The organism is Komagataeibacter saccharivorans, assembly GCF_004348195.1.
In the GTDB taxonomy this organism is placed as follows: domain Bacteria; phylum Pseudomonadota; class Alphaproteobacteria; order Acetobacterales; family Acetobacteraceae; genus Komagataeibacter; species Komagataeibacter saccharivorans.
In genome coordinates this window covers 162,928-183,533 of the sequence record NZ_CP036406.1, presented here as the reverse complement: position 1 = coordinate 183,533, position 20,606 = coordinate 162,928, and the positions used below count along the sequence as shown (strand labels likewise).

General features: G+C 59.0%; 18 protein-coding genes and 3 pseudogenes. 10 read left to right on the top strand and 11 right to left on the bottom strand.

Annotated elements, in window-relative coordinates; genetic code table 11:
* The 4 genes from KSAC_RS17385 to KSAC_RS16045 form a co-directional block, all read right to left on the bottom strand.
* On the bottom strand, positions 1–1,245 hold a 1,245-nt coding region (locus KSAC_RS17385), incomplete at its 3' end, for a hypothetical protein (RefSeq protein WP_165927381.1).
* A complete protein-coding gene (locus KSAC_RS16055; RefSeq protein WP_243705427.1) occupies positions 1,242–2,138 on the bottom strand; it encodes a DotH/IcmK family type IV secretion protein in 897 nt (298 codons plus the stop codon). The genes KSAC_RS16055 and KSAC_RS17385, both read right to left, overlap by 4 nt.
* Positions 2,139–2,175: 37 nt before the next feature.
* Positions 2,176–2,760: a DotI/IcmL/TraM family protein gene (locus KSAC_RS16050; RefSeq protein ID WP_243705426.1), complete on the bottom strand. Its 585-nt coding sequence runs from the start codon at positions 2,758–2,760 to the stop codon at positions 2,176–2,178.
* Between the two features lie 65 nt (positions 2,761–2,825).
* Complete coding sequence (locus tag KSAC_RS16045; RefSeq protein ID WP_132306768.1) at positions 2,826–3,212, bottom strand: hypothetical protein; 387 nt, start codon at positions 3,210–3,212, stop codon at positions 2,826–2,828.
* 701 nt (positions 3,213–3,913) lie between these two features.
* Between KSAC_RS16045 and KSAC_RS17380 the strand changes: the two genes are divergently transcribed.
* The 8 genes and pseudogenes from KSAC_RS17380 to KSAC_RS16010 all read left to right on the top strand — a co-directional run bounded on the left by KSAC_RS17380 (position 3,914) and on the right by KSAC_RS16010 (position 11,278).
* Entirely contained in the window at positions 3,914–4,072 is a 159-nt protein-coding gene (locus KSAC_RS17380; RefSeq protein WP_165927380.1) for a hypothetical protein, read from the top strand.
* Positions 4,069–4,623, top strand: a complete 555-nt coding sequence (locus tag KSAC_RS16040) for a hypothetical protein (protein ID WP_102326068.1) — start codon at positions 4,069–4,071, stop codon at positions 4,621–4,623. Before KSAC_RS17380 ends, KSAC_RS16040 begins: the two co-directional genes overlap by 4 nt.
* Positions 4,620–5,786 carry a hypothetical protein gene (locus tag KSAC_RS16035; protein WP_243705425.1) on the top strand — a complete coding sequence of 389 codons (1,167 nt, stop codon included), beginning with the start codon at positions 4,620–4,622 and terminating at the stop codon, positions 5,784–5,786. Before KSAC_RS16040 ends, KSAC_RS16035 begins: the two co-directional genes overlap by 4 nt.
* A 7-nt stretch (positions 5,787–5,793) precedes the next feature.
* Positions 5,794–7,458, top strand: coding sequence for a hypothetical protein (locus KSAC_RS16030; protein ID WP_132306766.1), 1,665 nt, complete (start codon positions 5,794–5,796; stop codon positions 7,456–7,458).
* Positions 7,459–7,461: 3 nt separating this feature from the next.
* Positions 7,462–9,795, top strand: a complete 2,334-nt coding sequence (locus tag KSAC_RS16025; RefSeq protein ID WP_132306764.1) for a DotA/TraY family protein — start codon at positions 7,462–7,464, stop codon at positions 9,793–9,795.
* 5 nt (positions 9,796–9,800) lie between these two features.
* Positions 9,801–10,127, top strand: a complete 327-nt coding sequence (locus KSAC_RS16020; protein WP_132306762.1) for a hypothetical protein — start codon at positions 9,801–9,803, stop codon at positions 10,125–10,127.
* Positions 10,124–10,414, top strand: coding sequence for a hypothetical protein (locus KSAC_RS16015; protein WP_102326077.1), 291 nt, complete (start codon positions 10,124–10,126; stop codon positions 10,412–10,414). The genes KSAC_RS16020 and KSAC_RS16015 overlap by 4 nt, the downstream gene beginning before the upstream one ends.
* Before the next feature lie 195 nt (positions 10,415–10,609).
* Positions 10,610–11,278: pseudogene (locus KSAC_RS16010) on the top strand (IS5 family transposase).
* A 9-nt stretch (positions 11,279–11,287) separates the two neighbouring features.
* Here the strand turns inward: KSAC_RS16010 and KSAC_RS16005 are convergent.
* Together KSAC_RS16005 and frmR are read right to left on the bottom strand one after the other, a co-directional pair.
* Positions 11,288–12,397, bottom strand: coding sequence for an S-(hydroxymethyl)glutathione dehydrogenase/class III alcohol dehydrogenase (locus KSAC_RS16005; RefSeq protein ID WP_102326080.1), 1,110 nt, complete (start codon positions 12,395–12,397; stop codon positions 11,288–11,290).
* A 40-nt stretch (positions 12,398–12,437) separates the two neighbouring features.
* On the bottom strand, positions 12,438–12,713 hold the full coding sequence (gene frmR / locus KSAC_RS16000) for a formaldehyde-responsive transcriptional repressor FrmR (RefSeq protein ID WP_102326082.1): 276 nt from the start codon (positions 12,711–12,713) through the stop codon (positions 12,438–12,440).
* A gap of 313 nt (positions 12,714–13,026) precedes the next feature.
* Between frmR and KSAC_RS15995 the strand changes: the two genes are divergently transcribed.
* Positions 13,027–13,770 (top strand): tyrosine-type recombinase/integrase, encoded by a 744-nt coding sequence (locus tag KSAC_RS15995; RefSeq protein WP_102326084.1) that lies wholly within the window; start codon positions 13,027–13,029, stop codon positions 13,768–13,770.
* A 105-nt stretch (positions 13,771–13,875) separates the two neighbouring features.
* Here the strand turns inward: KSAC_RS15995 and KSAC_RS15990 are convergent.
* Positions 13,876–14,654 (bottom strand): IS5 family transposase gene (locus KSAC_RS15990; RefSeq protein ID WP_243705424.1). Its coding sequence is split into 2 segments (ribosomal slippage): positions 13,876–14,327 and positions 14,327–14,654, totalling 780 coding nucleotides; the frame shifts between segments, so codons are not numbered across the junction.
* A gap of 66 nt (positions 14,655–14,720) precedes the next feature.
* Here KSAC_RS15990 and KSAC_RS15985 point away from each other — a divergent pair.
* Positions 14,721–15,170, top strand: a pseudogene (locus tag KSAC_RS15985) (IS91 family transposase); the annotation flags it as partial.
* A 14-nt stretch (positions 15,171–15,184) separates the two neighbouring features.
* Here KSAC_RS15985 and KSAC_RS15980 read toward each other — a convergent pair.
* The 4 genes and pseudogenes from KSAC_RS15980 to KSAC_RS15965 form a co-directional block, all read right to left on the bottom strand.
* A protein-coding gene (locus KSAC_RS15980; RefSeq protein WP_102326086.1) for an IS3 family transposase occupies positions 15,185–16,326 on the bottom strand; the annotation gives its coding sequence in 2 pieces (ribosomal slippage) (positions 15,185–16,101 and positions 16,101–16,326; 1,143 coding nt in all).
* Between the two features lie 59 nt (positions 16,327–16,385).
* Positions 16,386–16,935, bottom strand: a pseudogene (locus tag KSAC_RS15975) (transposase); the annotation flags it as partial.
* 74 nt (positions 16,936–17,009) lie between these two features.
* Positions 17,010–18,191 (bottom strand): MFS transporter, encoded by a 1,182-nt coding sequence (locus KSAC_RS15970; protein ID WP_102326089.1) that lies wholly within the window; start codon positions 18,189–18,191, stop codon positions 17,010–17,012.
* A complete protein-coding gene (locus KSAC_RS15965; RefSeq protein ID WP_102326091.1) occupies positions 18,188–20,596 on the bottom strand; it encodes a TonB-dependent receptor in 2,409 nt (802 codons plus the stop codon). Before KSAC_RS15965 ends, KSAC_RS15970 begins: the two co-directional genes overlap by 4 nt.
* Between the last annotated feature and the right edge of the window lie 10 nt (positions 20,597–20,606).

The window sequence follows — 20,606 nt, the reverse complement described above, 5'->3', positions numbered from 1 at the left end:
CGAGAGTTCCTGTCCCATGCGACCGCCCGCGGCACCCATCTGCTGGGCAAGGTTGAGATGGGTGAAGGCGCTGACCCCGTATCCCCCGGTGTATGACGTTGTGTTTGCGCTCATCATCGCGTTGCCGAGACCTTCGACGAAGGCCGCGGCCGTGGGCAGGATGATGCGTGTGGCGAGGTGTTCGTTCACTTCGGACGCGACACCTGTTTCCGCCGTTTTGGGGGAGACGGCGTAGGCGGACACCTGGAGCGGGGCGGCATCGCCGATCATGAGGCGATTGAACTTGATGATGAGCCGGTCGTTTTTCATTTCCAGCGCCCCGCTTATGCGGGCTTTCGCAAACGGGCCTGAGTCGATTTCCACGAGGACTTCGCTACCCAGATCACTGTTCGAGGTGATGACCGAATGGCCATAGACGCCGCGTCCCGCCGCCAGCAGGAGCTTTCCGCCCGCATGCGCAGACGGATCCGTGCCGCCTGATGAGGACGTCCGGGTCGCGCCACCGCCCATGCTGTCCACATCCCGTGCTGCGTCCGATCGCGTCCCGGCCGTAGAGCTGGCACTTGCAATCGTATTGCCCCTGCGTGCCGTGCGCGGGCTGTCATTATCCGGAAGCATCATTTCAAGGGTGGAACCATGTCCGGACCATGCCGCGATCAGTTCGGCCTGGGCGGCCAGACTGATGGCTGGCTCCGCTTCGTGTGCCTCCATGCGATGTGCCCCGTGTGCTACAGCCGGGGATGACGCAGGTGCGCTACTGAAGGGGTCGTCCGCCGCTGCCGTCCCGGGTGGTGTCGAAGCTGGCTTCGCCGCGGGTGCCACAGGCGCCGCAGGAGGCGGCGGAGCAGGTGTCGGCGGGGCGCTGGCGGGTGCTGGAGGCTGGGGTTTTCCCGTGCCGGGCAGGTCGCCCAGTTCGGCGATGTGCTGCTCTTTGGGAATGTCGCGACCGGTCAGGGCAGCGGTGTAGGACTGGTTCCTGCGCGCAGCGTCTTCGGCGTTTTTCCGTTCCTGCTGGCTGGTGATGTCATCAAGGCGGGATGACTGGTTGTCACCGCCTGCAGGTGCGGCCAGTGCCGGGGTCTTGACGCTGGAAGAGTGCGGCCTGTCCTTCTGGCCTACATGAAAGATGAAATACAGGCCGGCCAGAACCACCCCGATCAGGACCACCAGATACCCTGCGACGCGCCGTGTGTCGTCAAAGCTTGCGCGCAACCGGGTTTTGGGGGGAGCAGGCTGGTCGTTCACGGGCCGTCCTTAGCGAGATGGAGGGGGAAGGACTGCGTACCGGCCCCGTTATTCACCAGGACTTCCGGTGTCTCGGGGATCTCGTAGACCACGTAGCCATACTGTTCCTCATGTCCGGTCGGGCCGGGCGACAGCACGTCGTAGTTTGTACGCAGATAGATGTGGTGGTCGTACTGCCATGCGCGCGCGCGATCGGGGTCGCCCCCGGATACGAGAAGCGGCACGGCTTCCGCAGGCGGGGTGCCATCGAGCATGGCGTTGAAGAACGACGATCCCGTGGCCGGGATTTCCGGCCCCGCACTGGGCCGGTCGCGGGCATTGGGGCCGCGTGCGGCGATGCGCGCCGTAAGATCGGCGTCATAGGAGCCTGTACCGGCTACGATCATGAAACTGATGGGCTTTGGCGCACCCTTCAGGCTCACGAGAACGCCGCCATGGGCGTAGCGTGTCACCGGGGTCAGCTGCAGGACGTTTGATCCCGGCTCGGGCACGCAGGCATTGATGCCAACCGGGCGCACGGCGGTATTATGCCCTGCACCGTCCTGGTCGCAGCCACCATTTTTGTTACTGGCGATGTCCCATGCGATCGGCCATGGCTGACCGGTTTCGTCGAGGAACGTGATGGAGGCCGGGTAGTCCTGTGCAATCCGCACGATATTGATCTGCGCGCCAGCGGCCAGGGCGACCGTCACGGATCGTGACACCGGCACAACGATACGATGGGGATCATCCACGCCATCCAGCGCGCGCTGTCCTGCGTCAAACCGGTTATGCAGCGTATTTACCGCATCAGGTGGCGGCGGCAGGGTGCCTGAGTAGACAGGATCGACATATGCGTTCCTGTCATCATGGATTGAGACTGTGCCATTGAGCCGGAACCGGGGCTGTTGCAAGCAGCAGACCCAGCAATACCGCACGACAGGAGCGCATTCAGTCACCGCCATTACTGGCGCGGGGCGCGTTCAGCTCGGCAATGACCAGTCCGTCGGGATGAAGCGGGTCATTTGTCCTGCGGATGATGACATCGACCGAAAGCTGGTCGGTCTTCGAGCCACTTCCGTTCTCCCATCTGAGATACATCGGGAAATGGACATGCCATTCGTAATCGCCGTTCGGCGTTTTACCTTCCCACCTGATGGAGGCCGCGGATTTCGGGGTGGCGGTCAGCATGACCCGTCTTGCCTTGATGAACTCGATGTTTCCGGGCTTGCGGAACGCGTCGAGCCATGTATTCCACGCGGCGGCGGTAAAATACTGCGCATAGGATGAAAGCTGCTGCGCGTATTGCAGGAAATTGATTGTATAGAGACCTGTTACTTTCTCGGTCGCCCAGTTTGTGACCTGCGCATCCGTAAAATAGGGCTCATCGGTGACGAGCAGCTCGCGCGGCTTGCCGAACGGGTCGTGATAGATATGCCGCACGCGGGGTGGATGGGTGATGGCGACGAATAGGCAGATCGCCAGTCCAAGGTTGAGCGCCGTGCTGGCAATAAGGCCGATGGCAAGCCTGCCCATCAACAGTTGCCCGAATGCCGGATCAAGTAGACGCCGTGTAATTGCCTGCCTGCTATTGGTCATATTCAGGCGAACCCGGCCGCATATGTGGCAAGGCGCCTGCGGCCGAGAAGGCTGCAATGGACTGTTTTCTGGTCACGCGGGGAGACGAAGAAGATGCGGCTGGTGACGCGGCAGATTTTTCTGATCATCTGACCGGCTACCGTGCTGTTTGCGGGAATGGCAAACGGATCGTCGGACGGACAGCTATTGAGCAGGGACAGGCCGGTTCGTGCGGGAAGGCCAGCACGACGTGCTGCTTCACCTACGGTCTTGGGTGACAGGCCAAGAAGTTCTGCAATGAAAGTGGGGCTGTAAAGGCGCTTCCACAGTTCCGCAAGGTGGGTGACGGCCCGGTCATTCCAGATCGCGCGACCAGATTTGTTTCCGTGAAACCAGGCCGGAAAAGTCAAGTTTATTTAAATGGATACCTGAATTTGTGATCGAAAAATGCGGGGGGGGGGGGGGGGGGGCGTCATGAGCAGAGGCGGCGTCAGCCGCCCGACCGCGCAACGGTCGACGCAGGCCAAGGCGTAATGCCTTGGCGCGTACGGCCTGGATTGTACGCCCGGTGACGCTGGCGATGAATTTCACCGTAACCTGCGTTGGGTACCTTAATACCACGTACCGTTCTTCATCCGCGCTCCAGCGCGCCGTGCGACCGGTCCTGCCGTTACCGGGGAACCTGCCGTCTGTACCAGTCCGCACGAAGGGAATGGCGGAAGGGATAAATACAGGAGCGAACGGGTCCTGATAGAAACGGGAAAATGCGCTTCCTGTTATTAATGAAGATCGCACCAGAACCCTCCTGATGGGTAATCAATAGTGAATATGTTCGTTACATTACACGGTGAATAACAGCTTTGCACGCATAATCGCCCTGGTTCGCAGTCGTGGACAGTAATTCTTTCGTTCTAAAATCCCTAGTTATAATAACGAATTTGCGTTCGATAGATTTTATGTCGTACCTGCCATGTACTGCGCGCATGGGTGGAATGTATCCATGCGGCTGGACATGGAGTCTGGCAGCGAAGGCGATGTGCGTCCTCGCGCCTGCCCGGACCCACAACCGCCCGACCTATCCTCGGCACGATAACGTCTGTCGGAGCCAGTTATGGATCATCAGGAAGATCGTACTGTGGGGAGCCGCCTGCCGGAATGGCTGGATGCCGGGCGTGCCCGCGAAGTCCTCGCGCCGGACCGCCAGAGAGAGGCGGCTGCTAACGGTCATGGCGATAGCAGCGCCCGTGCCATGCCGGAACCCGGCGCATGAAACGGACTGCGTATGCGGGGATCGTGGCGATGGCCTGTCTGGCCTTTCATGCCCGTATGGCCATGGGGGCTTCGGCCACGGGGTGCGAAACCCTGATCCAGTCCGCGGCGACAGGTGCTGCCGCCCAGATGAAAGCGGACGATACGACGATCCACCAGCCGCAATCAGTTACGCAGTTCACCTGTCTGGGCAGTTTCTTCAATGGCGCGGGACTGGATGTGCTGACTAACGGGCTCAACGTGGCCTCGATCGCACAGGCGACCATGGGCAAGGTGTGCTCGGAGCTGACCAGCGTGTGGCAGAACCTTGAAGGGGCGGCACAGTGCGGCCTGACCGTAACCGGCCTCGATAACAATTTCGATCTCGGGCTGGGGGCGGGCGCGTTCTGTCCCTCGCTGAATTTCGGGGGTGGCGGTGACGCGCTTATCAGCACGGCCACGAATACCAGTGGCAACAGCTCGTGGGACGTCACGGGAGGTTCCCAGCTTCCCGATGGCTATTCGCTCCAGCTTGCAGGCACCAGCTCCGGCATTTCGGAGATCACCCAATGAAGCGGCTGCGTGGCGTCCTGCTCGCATCCGCCTGCTTTGCCGCAGGCATGATGCTGGCCCCCCGCCCTGCCTATGCGCTGTTTGGAATTGATGAAGGGCCGATCATAGCCGCCATCACGGCCCTGCAGAGTGCGATGAACTCGGTCGTCACTACGACGAAGAATGTGCTCAATGAATCGCTGGGACTCATCAATGGTTCGCTCGGTGACGGTTTTACCCAGATCAGCAACTATATGAAGGCGCAGGTCGGGGCGCAGGAACAGATATCGGATGCGAACAACCTGGTGCAGGCCCGACTGGCCCGTGATGTACGCAATGCGCAGATCCGCGACGACCATGCGGTAAACCGCCAGGACTGTCTCAATCTCGAAGGAGGGCAGTCGGCGGTCGTTGCGGCGCATAACGCGATGGATGTTGCAGCCGCTCTGGATCAGGCGAAGGATGAACGCACACGGGGTGCGCGGAACACCCCGTCATGGGCCGGTGGAGGACAGGCGGCACAGGCCAACAATACCCACCACTTCTCGAAATACTGCGACGACGCCGAAGCCGAGGCCGGGATCTGTTCGCTGGCGTCAGCCGGCATAAAGGCCGCCGACCAGAATGCGTCCAGCCTTCTGACCCCACCGGTCTATGCGGACCAGAACGCGATCGACAGCGCAAACGATTACGAAACCACCCTGATCCAGCCTGTGGCGCCCGCAGCCCTGCGGGGCAGCGCCCTGAACACCACGGAAGGGCAGCAGAGCCTGCCACAGCGCAGGGGATATAATGCGGCGATCTCGCTTGCGCACAGGATCGGTGATGATGTCCTGAGCTGGCACACCGGGACGGTCACCCTTTCCGCCGCGCAGAAAGCCGAAGCGCAGCGTGAGGGCATCACGCAGACCGACACCGGCAGCCAGTGGGAAGCCACCGAGCTTGAAGTCAACCGCAAATACGCGGGCACGGACTGGCAGGGCGACCTTCAGGCCATGCCCGGCGACAAGTCGGTCCTGATCCAGATCGCCCTCCTTGATGCGCAGCGCAACTGGCTGATGTGGCAGCAGCTCAAGCTTGAGCAGGCTCGTGCCCTCGCCGAAGCGGCGCGTCTCTCCATTGCGGCGGAACAGCGCAGGCCCCGGACTTCCCCGATGCCTGTCCCGTCCACTTCCAGCAACTGAGGATCATATGTCACAGACAACGACCCCCCGGAGTTTTATCGGAACGGCCCTTGCCGGTCTGGATGCGCAGCAGCGCACCATTCCGGAGAACGAACGCGGTCTTGCGAAGGAACTCGCAGACCTTCAGAAGCGCCTTGCTGAAAACCCGGCGCTTGAAAACGATCCGCGTTTCTGCACGCAGGTCGCATGGCTGGTGCAGGACTGGCAGAAATTCAGTGGCACGGGTCAGGCCCCGGCCGTCTCGCCCTTCCTGACCGCAGGCATGGCGCAGCTCGCATCCACCTGTCCAGGGCTGGAAAACCCGCAGATCCGGGCCGCCCTTGAGCAGACCGCCGCACTGCATGACCATGCGCTGATTACGGATATCCGGTCGGTCGCGATGGAAACGGCACGGCTGACGCCCGGACAGCAGGATTCCTTCATGGCCCGGATGGCGGCCGAGCATCTGGTGCAGCGCGTGCAGATGTCGCTGGGAACGCCTGTCACGGCGCGCGAAGCGGCACCCCCACCGGTGCAGCCGGATATTGCGCCTGAGCCGATGGCTGAACAGTCCGTCCGGAGCCAGCCGGCACCCGAACCCGTTGCCGAGCCCGAACCACCTGCGGCGGATCCGTTTCCGTCGGAAGCCGGAGATCCGGGATTTGCCCCAGCGTTTGAAAGTGAGGAACCAGCGCAGGCCGGGAAGCCCGAGGCATCGCAGGAAGAATCTGAACCCGCCCATTCTGGCGAACCATTATCAAACGATACGAAAACAGAGATGGGCAGAGACAACGATCATGAACTAGGCACGGCAGAGGTGCCCGAGCAAATGCATGACGACGCTGCTGCACATGCAGCCGAACATAAAGTGCAACAAAAGGCGGCAAACACAGAGCGTCCTACCGACCAAGAGAGGGAAGATCGCGCCCGGATGCAAGATCAGCGGGCAGCACACGAAGCCGAACAACAACAACCTTCTAGAGAGGCCAGACCTCAACGAGTTAATGTTCCGAACAACACTCAAGCGCCAGATAGTCCCGATCAAGCGAAGACCAAACCTTCTGCGACGCCTCAGAACACTCAACAAACTGCGCCAGCAGCCACACCATCGCCGTTTGCCGCTATCGGAGAGTGGGGCAGGAACTTCAAGGGCAAGCGGGATGAGAGCCGGATCAACAAGATGATCGCCGACACGACGACCGCGATGGATACGGTCAGGGACCGGCTGGGCGTTCTCCGTCGCGAAGAGACAGGTTTCTTCGAGCGTATCGAGACCGCTGCCCGCACATCAGGGGAAACGGTTCCTGCTGTGATTGCGGGCATGACAGCGGACGGCCCCTTCGGCGAACTGCGTCAGGAATATGACACGATCTGCCAGCGCAACCCGAACTTTGTTGCGGCACGGAACGAACTTCATAAGGCCGGCATCGAGCTTCGCACGGCCACGAGGCGACTGGATGAGGAATCACGCGAACGTGGCGCATCGGAGCAGGCGCCGGTCATGGAAACGACCCGCAATGTCGCCGCCCTCGGCCTGGAACTCGAAAAAGTCCCGGGCGAGCAGGCTGGCAGGAATTTCCTGCAGGACATAGGGGGGCTGGTCGAACGACTGGTCGAGAAGTTTCGCGCGCATTTCGAACGTATCTTCGGGCAGCAGCGCGAACGTGACAGCAGCCCGTCCATGGAGCGCTGAGCCTTGATCCACACGCGCCCGCTCCCGGTCAGCGGCTTCTGGCTGATGGCTTTCGTGTTCCTGGCAGGCTATCTGCTCCTGTCAGGAAGCGCCCATGCCGATACCACGGCATCCGACGTAACCTGGAGCGATCTGGCAGCCGGGGATGACTGGACCGGGCGCGTGCTGGACAGCATTTTCCCGATGGGCAGTTCGTCCCAGACCACAACGGGAACGATGCTCTCGTATTTTTCCGCCTATGTCATGCTGATCGTCGCGGCATGGATCTCCTATGCCACAGTCATGCAGATCCACCGTACCGCTGAAAGCGGCAAGATATTCTCTGCCAGTTTCAACGGCTGGGTTCCGGTGCGTGTGGCGACGGCACTTATCATGATGAGCCCGATAAGCACCTTCGGTGGTTTCTCGACCGGTCAGGATCTGGTCCTGCTCGCCTCCAAATCGGCGATAGGCATGGCACGTAACCTTCAGAATCTTACGATCAGGGCCGTCGGTCCGGATGCTCTGCCGCTGGCGCAGCCTATGGCGCCCGCCACCCGTGAAATCATTTTCAGCGTAATGGCGAGCGAACTCTGTCGTGCCATCGTTAACAACGCTTCGAATAACAGTGCGCTCATCCCGGCACCGAGTGTGCAGAATAATGGGTCTGGCAGGATCACGATTTCCTATAACCTTGCTGAAGGCGAACAGACCGCTGCCGCGCCATGTGGCAGCATAACCTTTCAGGTTCCGACCTCGTCGGTGGGTCTTACGACATCCGCCCTCGCGCCATATGTCGATCTTTCCTCTCTTGCCCCGCCGCAGCAGCAGGCCCTGACTGACCTGATCAGCAATATCCGTGGCCCCATGCAGGGCATCGCCGCCACCCTGTGGCAGACAAGGAATGTTTCGACACTCCGGTCGCTTGATGCCGTTCTGGTCGCCAATACGCAGTCCTATTCCAGTGCGCTGTCCTCGATCGCATCCAGCGCGGTCTCGACAATCCGTTCGGCGGCCGACGGGTCGGGCGCCGATGCCGGCGTTACGGCTTTACAGAATCTCGGCTGGAGCGGGCTGGGCGCCTACTATCTGGAAATTGCCAGCCTGAACTCGGAAATCCTCGCTTTCTCGTCTCTCAGGCCCACCATCACCGCACCGGCATGGACGGGACTGGGCCGGTATCTTTCAGATGACATCACCCCGTTCGCACAGGCAATCGGCGATTACCTTGCCCAGCAGGAAGACAGCATCATCACCGCCGATCAGGCCAGCGCGCCCTATGGCGCGCCGCGCATGTTCGCACGGGGACGGATCGGCAGTTCACCAGATTCCCTGCTGAGCCAGATTACGCGCGCCCTCGGGATCAACGAGAATGTCTTTACCCTGATCCTCAACGAAATGATTGCCCCAAGTTCCGGCGTTAACACCAGCAACCCGGTCAGCGGCGGCGGGTCGGGATGGACCGACCCTCTGGCCAGCATGATTACGCTGGGGCACCTGCTCATTCATATTGCCCTGACCGTCATGGGCATGGCCGCCATAGGCGCGAGCAAGACCGCATCCGGTGCGGCGGCCGTAGCCGGATTTGTGACAGGTCAGCCGGAAGAAGGTGTCGCAGCTGCATCCGCGATGGTGTTCAGTGGCGCGATCAGCGCGCTCCTGACCCCGATTTTTGCGGGATCATTCATGTTGCTGGTTCCCGGTGTCACGCTGGCTTACGTCCTGCCCATGACCCCCTATCTTTACTGGATCGCGGGTGTCGGTGGCTGGATGATCCTCGTGATCGAGGCGGTCATAGCCGTGCCCTTATGGATGCTGGCGCATATGGTGTTCGAAGGCGAGGGCCTGCATGGCAAGGGCATCCGGGGATATGAGGTGCTGTTCACCATCATCTTCCGGCCCTCCATGATGGTGATCGGACTGATCCTGAGCTACACGATCTTTTCCGCGATGTCCTGGCTTCTGATGAAAAGCTTCTCCGTGGCAACCAGCTTCGTGTTTGCTCAGGGTTACCTGCTGGACAACTTCGTCGGGATCGTGGTGATGCTGGCCATGTATGTCACGACGGAGATGACACTGGCTGTCATGTCTTTCCGGCTGATCTCCACGTTGCCGCATCATCTACCAGCCATGGCGGGCATGAACGCAATGAGCCGTGTCGATAGTGATAATTTCTCTGACAGCACAACGCAGCCATTGGAACCGCATATGGAAAAAGGCGCGCGTCTGTTGCAGGATAGTATTTCCGGTGCCGCAAGCGGTGGGGCAAACGAAGAGAAGTCTGCTGCTTCCGGTTCAAAGGGGCTGGATTCAACAACGCAGTCCCATCTTATGGTTTCAGGTCGCGAGGAAGGTTAGGCGCTATGGGTGATATTTGGGATTATGACCAGCTTATCCGCATCCGCCGCGCAACGGAAAAAATGGCGAACAACGCCATCTCGGTTGCAGATTATAACGCCGTTGTACGCCAGAACGAGGCCTTGCGGCAGGAGATCATGCGGCTTCAGGCAGATGCCCAACATTGGAAGAGCGCCGCAGTCAAGTATGAACAAAACCGCGATGAGTTCAGCGACTATGCGTCTGGAGTAGAACGAGAGCGTGATTTTTTTGAACGAGGTCTGAAACAGGCGAAAGCCCGCATAGCGGAACTTGAAAAAGAAACTGCAATGCTCAGCGGGCGGAAAGCATGAAGCAGGTCGTCCTGCTAGGTGGGCTGGCGCTAGCTGTTTCCGGGTGTTCACACGGGAACCTCACATCGGCATCAAGCCGCCCGCTCAGGCCCCCAGCGGTCCGGCAGGCGTTATATGACCCTTACGCACCCTACGGATCGGTTCCAGCACGCTGGAAGTCACCGGTTGCTTCGCGCGAAGGTACGATCGTGAAACCGACCGACCCGACCGATCAGGCGGACAGGCCCGATTATGAAGGCGCGTCATGGTCTGTCGGGAATATGTCGAGCAAGGCGGGTACGTTCTAGAAGCACAGATACGTCCCTTACCGCTGGATGTGAGCCAGGCCGAAGTTGAAAGGCTCTATGTAGCCGAGGGGTGACTTGATGGCGTCCGGTGAATTACGGCGTGTCGTCAGTTAAGCTCTGAATGTGGCATGTGAGGGTTGTACTCTGTGTCTGCGTGTGCTGACTGTTTTCCCGTTTTTTGAGGGAGACAGACAGATGCGGCGCTATAGTTTACGCGATGACCAGTGGGAGCGGATAAAGGATCTTCTTCCCGGTCGAGAAGGCTATGTCGGCGGCACTGCGGTGGACAACCGTCTGTTCGTGGAGGCGGTGCTGTATCGCTATCGCGCGGGCATTCCATGGCGCGACCTTCCTGCCCGTTTCGGGGACTGGAAAAACGTGCACCGGCGTCTGCGCCGCTGGTGTGCAAGCGGCGTCATCGAACGGATATTTCGTTATCTGGCCGCTGATCACGACAACGAATACATGACGATCGACAGCACAATTGTCCGGGCGCATCAGCATAGTGCCGGAGCTCTCAAAAAAGAGGCACGGATCAGGCCATGGGACGATCACGAGGCGGGTTGACTACAAAGATCCATGCCATCTGCGACGCTCTGGGCAATCCGGTGGAACTCGGCATCACACCGGGACAGGTTGATCGATCGGCTGATACAGCGCGGGATTACCCCGGTCATCCCGTCAAAACGCAACAGAACGACACGACGGGAAGCCGATTTTTCTCTCTACCGCGAACGGAACCCTGTTGAGAGGTTCTTCAATAACCTCAAGCAGTTTCGTGCTATCGCAACCCGCTACGATAAACTGAAATCGACCTTCCTCTCAGCCGTGCAGTTCGCCTCAATCATCATCCTGCTTAACTGACGACACGCCTTAGAAATGAATGACGGAACGGATGGATTTTCCTTCATGCATTAGATCGAAGGCAGTATTGATACCTTCGAGCGGCATAGTGTGGGTTACGAACGGAGCAAGCTGGATATCGCCGCGCATGGCATCTTCGACCATACCCGGGAGTTGGCTACGCCCCTTCACACCGCCGAACGCCGTGCCCCGCCACGAACGACCCGTCACAAGCTGGAAGGGGCGAGTTGAGATTTCCTGACCTGCCCCTGCCACACCGATGACGATCGACTGCCCCCACCCACGATGCGCGGCTTCCAACGCCGCGCGCATGACATTGACGTTGCCGATACATTCAAAGGTATGATCAATGCCCCAGCCAGTCATTTCCACCAGAACCTGCTGGATCGGTTTGTCATAGTCCTTGGGATTAAGGAACTCCGTGGCACCGAACGCCTTGGCAAGTTCGAACTTTTCCGGATTGGTATCAATAGCGAAAATCCGGCCAGCCTTTGCCTGTCGCGCTCCCTGAATCACCGCCAGGCCGATCCCGCCCAATCCAAAGACGGCAACCGTGTCTCCCGGCTGTACCCTAGCCGTGTTGTGTACCGCACCGATGCCGGTTGTAACGCCACATCCGAGAAGGCAGACATGTCCTGGATTGGATGCGGGGTTGATTTTTGCCAGAGAAACCTCGGCGACAACCGTGTATTCGCTAAACGTCGAGCACCCCATGTAATGATAGATCGGCTGACCTTTGTAGGAAAAACGTGTTGTACCATCCGGCATCACACCCTTACCCTGTGTGGCACGCACTGAAATGCAGAGATTGGTTTTTCCCGACTTGCAGAACAGACATTCACCACATTCCGCCGTGTAAAGCGGAATGACATGGTCGCCGGGGGCAACACTGGTTACGCCTTTCCCGACCTCGATCACAATTCCCGCGCCTTCGTGACCCAAAACGGCCGGGAACAGTCCTTCGGGATCATCCCCTGACAGGGTAAACGCATCGGTGTGGCACACACCCGTATGCGTGATCTGCACGAGCACCTCACCCGCACGAGGAGGCGCTACGTCGATCTCGACAATTTCAAGGGGCTTACCCGCCTCGAAAGCAACTGCGGCCCGTGATTTCATGATTTTTCTCCAAATGACCTGTCAGTTAGCGTCGTAGGCATTACCGGAGATAGGATCGAACGAGTGACACCACATTCTCGATCGAACCACTGGCAGCATCATGATCACCGGCGCACTCAACAAATTCTTCCCGCAGGTGGCTCTCAAGAACACCTGCCATTAACCCGTTGATTGCTCCTCGGATAGCCGCAACCTGTTGCAGTACCGGACCGCAATCAGCCCCTTTCTCCAGAGCCTGTTCCAACGCATCAAGTTGCCCGCGAATGCGGCGCACGCGGGTCAGAACGTGCTTTTTCTCAACTGGTGTGTGCGGCACGAAACGCTTGCTCCGAACATACTACCCTTGAGTATCCTTGTCATACTATGGGGTAGTATAGCAAGGATACAAGAACGTGATTGTCATATGATCCGATCAAAATTCCGTATTGCTGAAATTTTCACTTTAATTCCCGGAGGCAGCCTGTCCGGTTAATACGTGGCGGACAGGCGGTTTTGGGGGGGAGGAACGAATCCGCTGCGCGGGATTGGTGCGGTGTGTAAGTCTGTCACCACGGCGTGAACGATCTGTTTCATTTGGAACTGTCCTGATTGGAGCAAGCACTCTGACTTCTTCCCACCGAAGGAGCCCGATGATGATAGATTCCCTGTGCATTGCCGCAATCAGTACCCTTCGCCAGCGCCTGCCTGATGACATGGCGGTGCAGCGGTTCTCCCAGGAGACGCAGCGCAATTATATCCGTGACGTCGGTCGTTTTGTGACCCATCTGGGCCGGTCACCCCATACGGCAACATCCGAGGAGGTACGCCAGTTCCAGATCGAGCAGCACGGGGCCGGTCTGCCGATACCGACGATGAACAGCATCGTGTCGGCGCTGCGATTTTGCTTCACCTACACGCTCGACCGACCTGATCTTGCGCGCAAGCTGGTTCGCACCAGACATCCCCGCAACCTGCCCGTCGTGCTGAGCCGCGATGAGGTTGCCCGCCTGCTCAATGCGACCACCTTGCCTCAAGCACCAGGTGGCGCTCTCGGCCGCCAGCGGGGCGTGATGCATCCGCAGGGCTGGCTGTTTCCCGGCCAGAATGCGATGAGGTCCATCTGTACCCGGCAACTGCATCGTGTAGCCGTCACCGCGGCCCATGCCGCGTCGATCAGAAAACGGGTCGGTCCCCATACATTGCGGTATAGTTTTGCGACGCATCTGCTGGAGGATGGCGTCGATGTCCGCGTGATCCAGGCCCTGCTGGGTCACGCCCGTCTCGACAGTACGGCGCTCTATATCAGGGCCGCCACCCGCACTGTGCGGGCGATGCCCAGCCCGCCTGACACATTGGGAGCCCTGGCGACGGCGCAGGCGAGGCCCGACAGCTGATCCCCGAGCGTCGGTGGTACGGTCATGTCCGCCTCGCTCGAACTTGGCGATATCTTTCGGGCCGCCTCGGAGACGATGATGACGATCGCCGCCGATCCCCGGCCTCTAGGTTCTGTTGACAAAAGATGGTAGCCACAATTTTACGGCTGCGAGGTTAAGAAAGGCGAGGAACGATTTTCTTGTCTTGTCATATCGTGTGGCGATACGTCGGAACTGCTTCAGTTTGTTGAACATCCGCTCGATACGGTTTCGATCCCGATAACGACGGAAGTCGCAGGGAATATCCGCTGTGCGATTTGAACGCGGTGGGATTACGGGAAGAATGCCTCGAAAAAGCAGGTTCTCCCGTATCCTGTCACTATCATACCCCTTATCGGCCAGAAATCGGCGCGGTGTCACGACCGGCAGGTCCAATAGGGCATCAGAGCCGGAATAATCAGAAACTTCACCCCCCGTCAGGTCGAAGCCAAGAGGGCGTCCCTGACCATCCGCACGGGCGTGGATCTTGCTCGTAAAGCCACCGCGGCTTCGACCAAAGCCTTCCTTATGCGTCCCCCTTTTGCGCCAGCCGCCTGGCTGTGAGCCCGAACGACCGTGCTGTCGATCATGTGCTGCCAGTCATCGGTCAGACCAAGTTCGACCAGCGTTTCCAGCAGAGCGTCCCAGACACCTTGCTCTGCCCACCGACGGAACCGCACATAGACCGAGTTCCATTTACCGTAGCGCTCATGCATGTCCCGCCATGGGCAACCGACACGCAGGACATAAAGCATTCCATTGAGAAACAGACGGTTATCCTGTGCCGGTCGTGACCAGCGGCCACGTTCAGGCGGCAGCAGGCCGCCAATGATCGCCCATTCCTCGTCCGTCAGGTCGCCACGCATCCACAGGTCTCCGTAAAGACCAGCGTTGAATCACGTCCAGGCCAGTCTGAAAAGACCTTTTGTCAACAGAACCTAGGTGCCCGCATCGGCATCACCGCCGTGCTGCACAGCTGGGGCTCAGCGCTGACCCATCATCCCCATGTGCACATGATCGTGCCGGGTGGCGGTCTCTCACCCGATGGCCAACGCTGGATCTCATCGCGCCCGGCCTTCCTGCTGCCCGTCCGGGTGCTGGGCAAGCTGTTCCGCCGCCTGTTCCTGACCCGGCTGCTGGCACTTTTCGACGCCGACCGGCTGGTCTTCCGGGGGCAGCTTGCCCCTCTGGCAGACCGCCGTGCCTTCCTGCGGTATCTCGCCCCTGTGCGCAGCAGGCGTTGGGTCGTCTACGCCAAGCCACCGTTTGCCGGTCCAAAAGCGGTGCTGGCCTATCTGTCACGCTATACCCACCGCGTCGCCATCTCGAACCGCCGCCTCCTCGCGTTCGACGAAAGGGGCGTGACGTTCCGGTACAATGAATAGCCCCTAGTTTTCTAGACGCCTTGAGCATTCAAAATCTGCTGTTGTTCGAACGGCACGGGTGACAGCATCCCGTTCCTGACCTGCTTGCGCACCGGGTTATAGAACATTTCGATGTAGTCAAACACGTTCTGTCGGGCTTTCTGGCGCGTTTTATAAGTTCGACGCCGGATGCGCTCGCGCTTGAGCGATGAGAAAAAACTTTCCGCTACAGCATTGTCGTGGCAATTGCCGCGGCGGCTCATCGAGTGTTCCAGATTGTGAGCCCATATGAAGGCAATCCAGTCCATGCTAGTAAACTGACTGCCCTGATCCGAGTGGATCAGCACCCGGCTTTTGGGCTTTCGTCGCCAGATGGCCATATGGAGCGCCTGCAGCACCACATCCGTGGTCTGGCGGCTCTGCATCGACCAGCCCACGACACGACGCGAATAGAGGTCGAGCACAACTGCAAGGTAGGCAAACCCTTCCATGGTACGGATATAAGTGATGTCTGTGATCCATACCCTGTCGGGCGCCTCGACATCAAACTGCCGGGCCAGCGTGTTGTCGATTATGAGGGATGGCCTGCCACTATGGCTACCTGGCCGTCGCCTGTAGCCAATTTGTGCCTCGATACCCGCCAATTTTGTCAGCCGTGCCACGCGGTTCGGACAGCAGGTCTCGCCCTGATCGAGCAGATCATCGTGCAGCTTACGGTAGCCATAAACCCTGCCACTGTCGTTCCAGGCCTGACGGATCAACGTGGTCTGTCGGACGTCCTCGCAAGCCCGTCGGCTCAGCGGCTCCTTCCGCCAAGCATAATAGCCACTGGGCTGCACGGCCAGACAGCGGCACATCGCCCGAATTCCAAAATGATCGCGATGCTCGGCAATGAAGGCGTATCTCACTTTGCATCCCTGGCGAAATACGCGGTGACTTTTTTTAAGATGTCGCGCTCCTCGGTCACTCGGGCCAGTTCGCGCTTCAACTGCCGGATCTCGGCATCCTTGCCGGCATCGCCCGATACTACTCTCGCGAATTGCCGCTTCCACGCATACAGCGAATGTGTGCTGACCCCAAGCCGCTGCGAAACTTCCGCTACCGCATATCCCCGCTCGGTAATCTGCGCCACCGCATCACGCTTGAACTCATCACTGAAATTGGGCTTTCCCATCAACGCCTCCTGTCCTCATTTTTAGGAGCCAAGGCGTCCAGAAATCTAGGGGATATTCAGGTTGCGATAGCGCGAAACTGCTTGAGTTTATTGAAGAACCTCTCAACAGGGTTCCGTTCGCGGTAGAGAGAAAAATCGGTTTTCCGTCGTGTCGTTCTGTTGCGTTTTGGCGGGATGACCGGGGTCATCCCGCGCTGTATCAGCCAATCGATCAACCTGTCCCGGTGTGATGCCGAGTTCCACCGGATTGCCCAGAGCGTCGCAGATGGCATGGATCTTTGTAGTCAGCCCGCCTCGTGATCGTCCGATGGCCTGATCCGTGCCCCTTTTTTGAGAGCTCCGGCACTATGCTGATGCGCCCGGACAATTGTGCTGTCGATCATCATGTATTCGTTTTTCACACCAGCGGCGCAGACGCCGGTGCACGTTTTTCCAGTCCCCAAAACGGGCAGGAAGGTCGCGCCATGGAATGCCCGCGCGACAGCGATACAGCACCGCCTCCACGAACAGACGGTTGTCCACCGCAGTGCCGCCGACATAGCCTTCTCGACCGGGAAGAAGATCCTTTATCCGCTCCCACTGGTCATCGCGTAAACTATAGCGCCGCATCTGTCTGTCTCCCTCAAAAAACGGGAAAACAGTCAGCACACGCAGACACAGAGTACAACCCTCACATGCCACATTCAGAGCTTAACTGACGACACGCCGTAGGTGACATCCAGACAGGTCACCAGCAGAGCAGCCACAAGGCAGTTACCCATGCTCACCAGCCCAACATCAAAGAAATGCCCATTGCGTCCAAGAAGCCCGGAAAGCGGGGTTACGCTAGCCTGTGATATCATCCATGCTCCACTGCACAGGGTTGCCAGCCTGCCCGTCGGGTCCATACGACAGGCGATACCGATCAGATTGGGATAGATGAAAAACCATAATGCATAATTGATCAGGAAAGCTGCACAGAACGCGAGAATGTTCCACGGAACTGCTTGTCCGACACATGCCAGCGCAGTCAGGAAGATAGCGGGCACCAGTAAACGGAAAGCTATCCTGCCATCGCCTAGCAGCGAACCTGCAATGCATACTGCAAGGCCACCTATGTTGGCAATCGCCGCAAGCCAGCCAAACGCCGTGTCCGTCAATCCAGCCACATGGCCCACATAAGCGGAAAACGGCCATATGGCTAAACTACCACTAGTATAAAAAACAACGACGGCAATGATAAACCGGGGATGATGACACGACCTTTCCCCAGATTGGGTCACGGGAACAGGACGGGATGGGAGGATGTCCGATCTGGACGTCATAAACCTCATAAGGGGTAGGAGTAGCATGACCAGCAACGCCAGAAAGCCGAATACCCCTGTCCTGCCCCCGAATGCCGCAGCCTGCGGCAGAAGGAGGCTGGAAGTAGTAAATACCGCCGTCTGCACAATCATGACCAGCGACAGGCTACGCGTGGGTGAACGCGAGCGTGCCGAGCCGATATTGACCACCGCGTTCAGCATGCCCAGGCCCGAACCCGCCAGCAGGCGCAGCGCCAGCAGTCCGGCATAGCTGGTCATAATGGCTGAAGCGCCCTGCGCTATGACAACCATGACACCAGCCACAAGCGCCACCCGCCGCAGACGCAGACGTGCGGCCCATGGCGAAATACCGAACATAGCCCCGGCATAGGCCAGCATTTCGAACGTGCTCCAGACTCCTGCCTGAAAGGTGTTAAGATGCAGATCGGCCATGAGTGCGCTGACCGCAAAGGGCCCAAGCGAGTTCATGCTGTGAGCCGCGCAGTCGGCGGCGCTGATGCCGACCCATTCCCACCGTCCGACATTCCCTTCTAACGCGCAGGGCTTGTTGGTACTGGTCATAGGGAACGGGAGACCTCGAAGCCAAAGCTGCGCAGCTCACCGGGGTAACGGCTGATATTGCCGTTAAAAAATTCTCCAAATGCATTGGTATAGGTCAACTGGTTGGTCAGATTGTGCATCCAGAAGGCCACTTCCGTTTTCTTGTCCAGCGAATGCCAGGCCACGCGCACATTGCCCATCAGGATGGGTTTCTGTGAAAAGGCATTGCGGACAAGTGCCTGCGCCTGCGCGGATGAAAGCAGTGCGCCCGGTGTCGTGGGCCTGGCGTCTGACCATGCCTGAAAACGGTAACGGCTGGTGTAGCGCCAGTCTGTCTGGAAAGCGAAGTCACCGAATGAGACGGGCAACGTGTAACTGAGCAGCAGATTGGCGGTGACACGCGGTGCGCGCTCCAGTGGTTGTCCGGACAGGTTGACCGCATTACCGCCATTGAACGGCGTCGGCGCACTGGCGTTGGTAAAGCTGGTGTAATGGGCGTCCTGATAGGTCACGCCAAATGTTGCGAGGAAATTGTCCAGGGGCCGCACCTGTCCCTCGAATTCGAAGCCGTTGGATACGGCGCTGGCCGCATTGGTAGTGTGTGTGCCGGTATTCTGCAGGATCGTGACCTGCATGTTGTCGTAGTCGTAATGGAAGCCGCTCAGGTTGATCTGGGCGCGTCCTTTCCACAGCCGGGCTTTGACCCCGCCTTCGTAATCTGTCAGCGTTTCCGGGTTATACAGGCTGAAATCCGACGCCGTGGCGACATAGGTATTGTAATTGCCGGTACGGAACCCCCGCGCATAGCGCAGATAGCCCATGATGTTGCTGTTGAAGCGGTATTTGAGGCTGGCGTCCTCGCTATCCCTGTTGAATGTCTTTTTCAGTGTCGGCCCGCTGATGGCGCTGCCGGTCGCAGGATCGATATAGGTGTTCGTGCTGGTATTGATGTAGGTCAGTACGCGGTCGGATGTATTATAGGGACTGCCAGCCTGCGTGGCATAAGCCCATGCCTCGCCATTGGCCTGACGGGTTTCCGATGTGAAACGCGCACCGACATCAAGCGTCAGTCTGGGCAACAGGTCAACCGAGATGGCGGAAAATACGGCTGCATCCTGCGTGTTGATGTTGAAACTGGATGCATTGCCACCCGCGCCAAAAGCAACCGGGCTGTAAAGCGGCTGCTGGCTGTAGGACTGTGTCAGGTTGCGCATGTAATAGACACCGCCGATGTAGCGGACTTTTTTGTTCTGGGGCGATGCAACCCGGATTTCGTTGCTCAGTACGCGGGCGACGCCGCCAATGTTTTCCTGATAATCGATCGGAGCCGGACTGGCATCATCATCGGAAAAGACATTGAAATGATTCCATTCCAGTCCGAAAATATCCGTCAGTGTCCAGCCGTGGGCAAAGGCATACTGCGCATTGACCGACAGGCCAGACCGCCGTGTTGTCGCATCACTGCGGCCATTGTTCTGCAGGTTGCGGGCGGATGTCTGGGCATAGCCCTGATCGTCCTTTCCCCCGGCCAGCAGGCCCACATGGTCCAGTTCCACATCGGTCTTGTTACGCCCGATATGGCCTTTGACCAGTATGCTCAGGTTATCAACGGGTTTGGCCAGTATCTCGCCACGCATGTCGTAATACTGGTAACCGTTGGCATCTTCCTTCCGGTAACTATCATGGTACTGGCCGGAAAAATCCTGGTTGGTAATGGCAAAGCGCGCCATCAGGCGATCCTTGACGATGGGACCGCCAATCGCTCCTTCTTCCCCCAGACGTCCGTAATTGCCAGCCGTGCCCCGAACGTAGCCATCCAGATGATTGGTCGGCCGCTTGGTATAGTAGTTGACGGTACCCGCCGTGGTGTTCTTGCCCTGTAATGTGCCCTGCGGGCCACGAAATATTTCGACATGGTCCAGATCATAGATCGGCACCCCCTGCGAGGCCCCACTATCCAGAAACACGTCATCTTCCGACACGCCGACCGCCGTGGTCATGTTGGCCGAGAAGTCATTGGTCCCGATACCGCGCAGGCGGTAGCGCGGATTGGCGGAGCCTGATGTGGTTTCGGCCATAAGCCCCGGTACGTCGTGGGCCAGGGTCAGGGCGTCCCGCACGCCGGTGCTCTGCAACGCACTGCCGGACAGGGCAACGATGGAGGCAGGAATGGTGCTAGACCGCTGGGTCCGCCGCGTGGAGCGAACGGTTATTTCCTCCACCTCGCCAGCGTCTTTTACTGGTCTCGCCGCTTTGTCGCGTGCCGAAGGTGCGCCGGGCACATGGCGCGGAAATTTTTCTCGTTTTGCGGCGGGTTGGGTATCAGTCAGGTCTGCTGCAAAGGACGCGCAGACGCAGGACAGCGTACCAGCCGAAAGGGCGAAGGCGAATGTCGTCACGTATGACAGGGCGGGAATGCGGTTCATAGCGATTGTC

What these genes read in the sequence shown, in the direction of transcription:
- KSAC_RS15970 (WP_102326089.1), bottom strand. Translation starts at nt 18,191, where the DNA reads ATGACCAGTACCAACAAGCCCTGCGCGTTAGAAGGGAATGTCGGACGG.
- KSAC_RS16015 (WP_102326077.1), top strand. Translation starts at nt 10,124, where the DNA reads ATGAAGCAGGTCGTCCTGCTAGGTGGGCTGGCGCTAGCTGTTTCCGGG.
- KSAC_RS15965 (WP_102326091.1), bottom strand. Translation starts at nt 20,596, where the DNA reads ATGAACCGCATTCCCGCCCTGTCATACGTGACGACATTCGCCTTCGCC.
- KSAC_RS16035 (WP_243705425.1), top strand. Translation starts at nt 4,620, where the DNA reads ATGAAGCGGCTGCGTGGCGTCCTGCTCGCATCCGCCTGCTTTGCCGCA.
- KSAC_RS16005 (WP_102326080.1), bottom strand. Translation starts at nt 12,397, where the DNA reads ATGAAATCACGGGCCGCAGTTGCTTTCGAGGCGGGTAAGCCCCTTGAA.
- KSAC_RS16040 (WP_102326068.1), top strand. Translation starts at nt 4,069, where the DNA reads ATGAAACGGACTGCGTATGCGGGGATCGTGGCGATGGCCTGTCTGGCC.
- KSAC_RS16020 (WP_132306762.1), top strand. Translation starts at nt 9,801, where the DNA reads ATGGGTGATATTTGGGATTATGACCAGCTTATCCGCATCCGCCGCGCA.
- KSAC_RS15995 (WP_102326084.1), top strand. Translation starts at nt 13,027, where the DNA reads ATGATGATAGATTCCCTGTGCATTGCCGCAATCAGTACCCTTCGCCAG.
- KSAC_RS17380 (WP_165927380.1), top strand. Translation starts at nt 3,914, where the DNA reads ATGGATCATCAGGAAGATCGTACTGTGGGGAGCCGCCTGCCGGAATGG.
- KSAC_RS16030 (WP_132306766.1), top strand. Translation starts at nt 5,794, where the DNA reads ATGTCACAGACAACGACCCCCCGGAGTTTTATCGGAACGGCCCTTGCC.
- KSAC_RS16050 (WP_243705426.1), bottom strand. Translation starts at nt 2,760, where the DNA reads ATGGGCAGGCTTGCCATCGGCCTTATTGCCAGCACGGCGCTCAACCTT.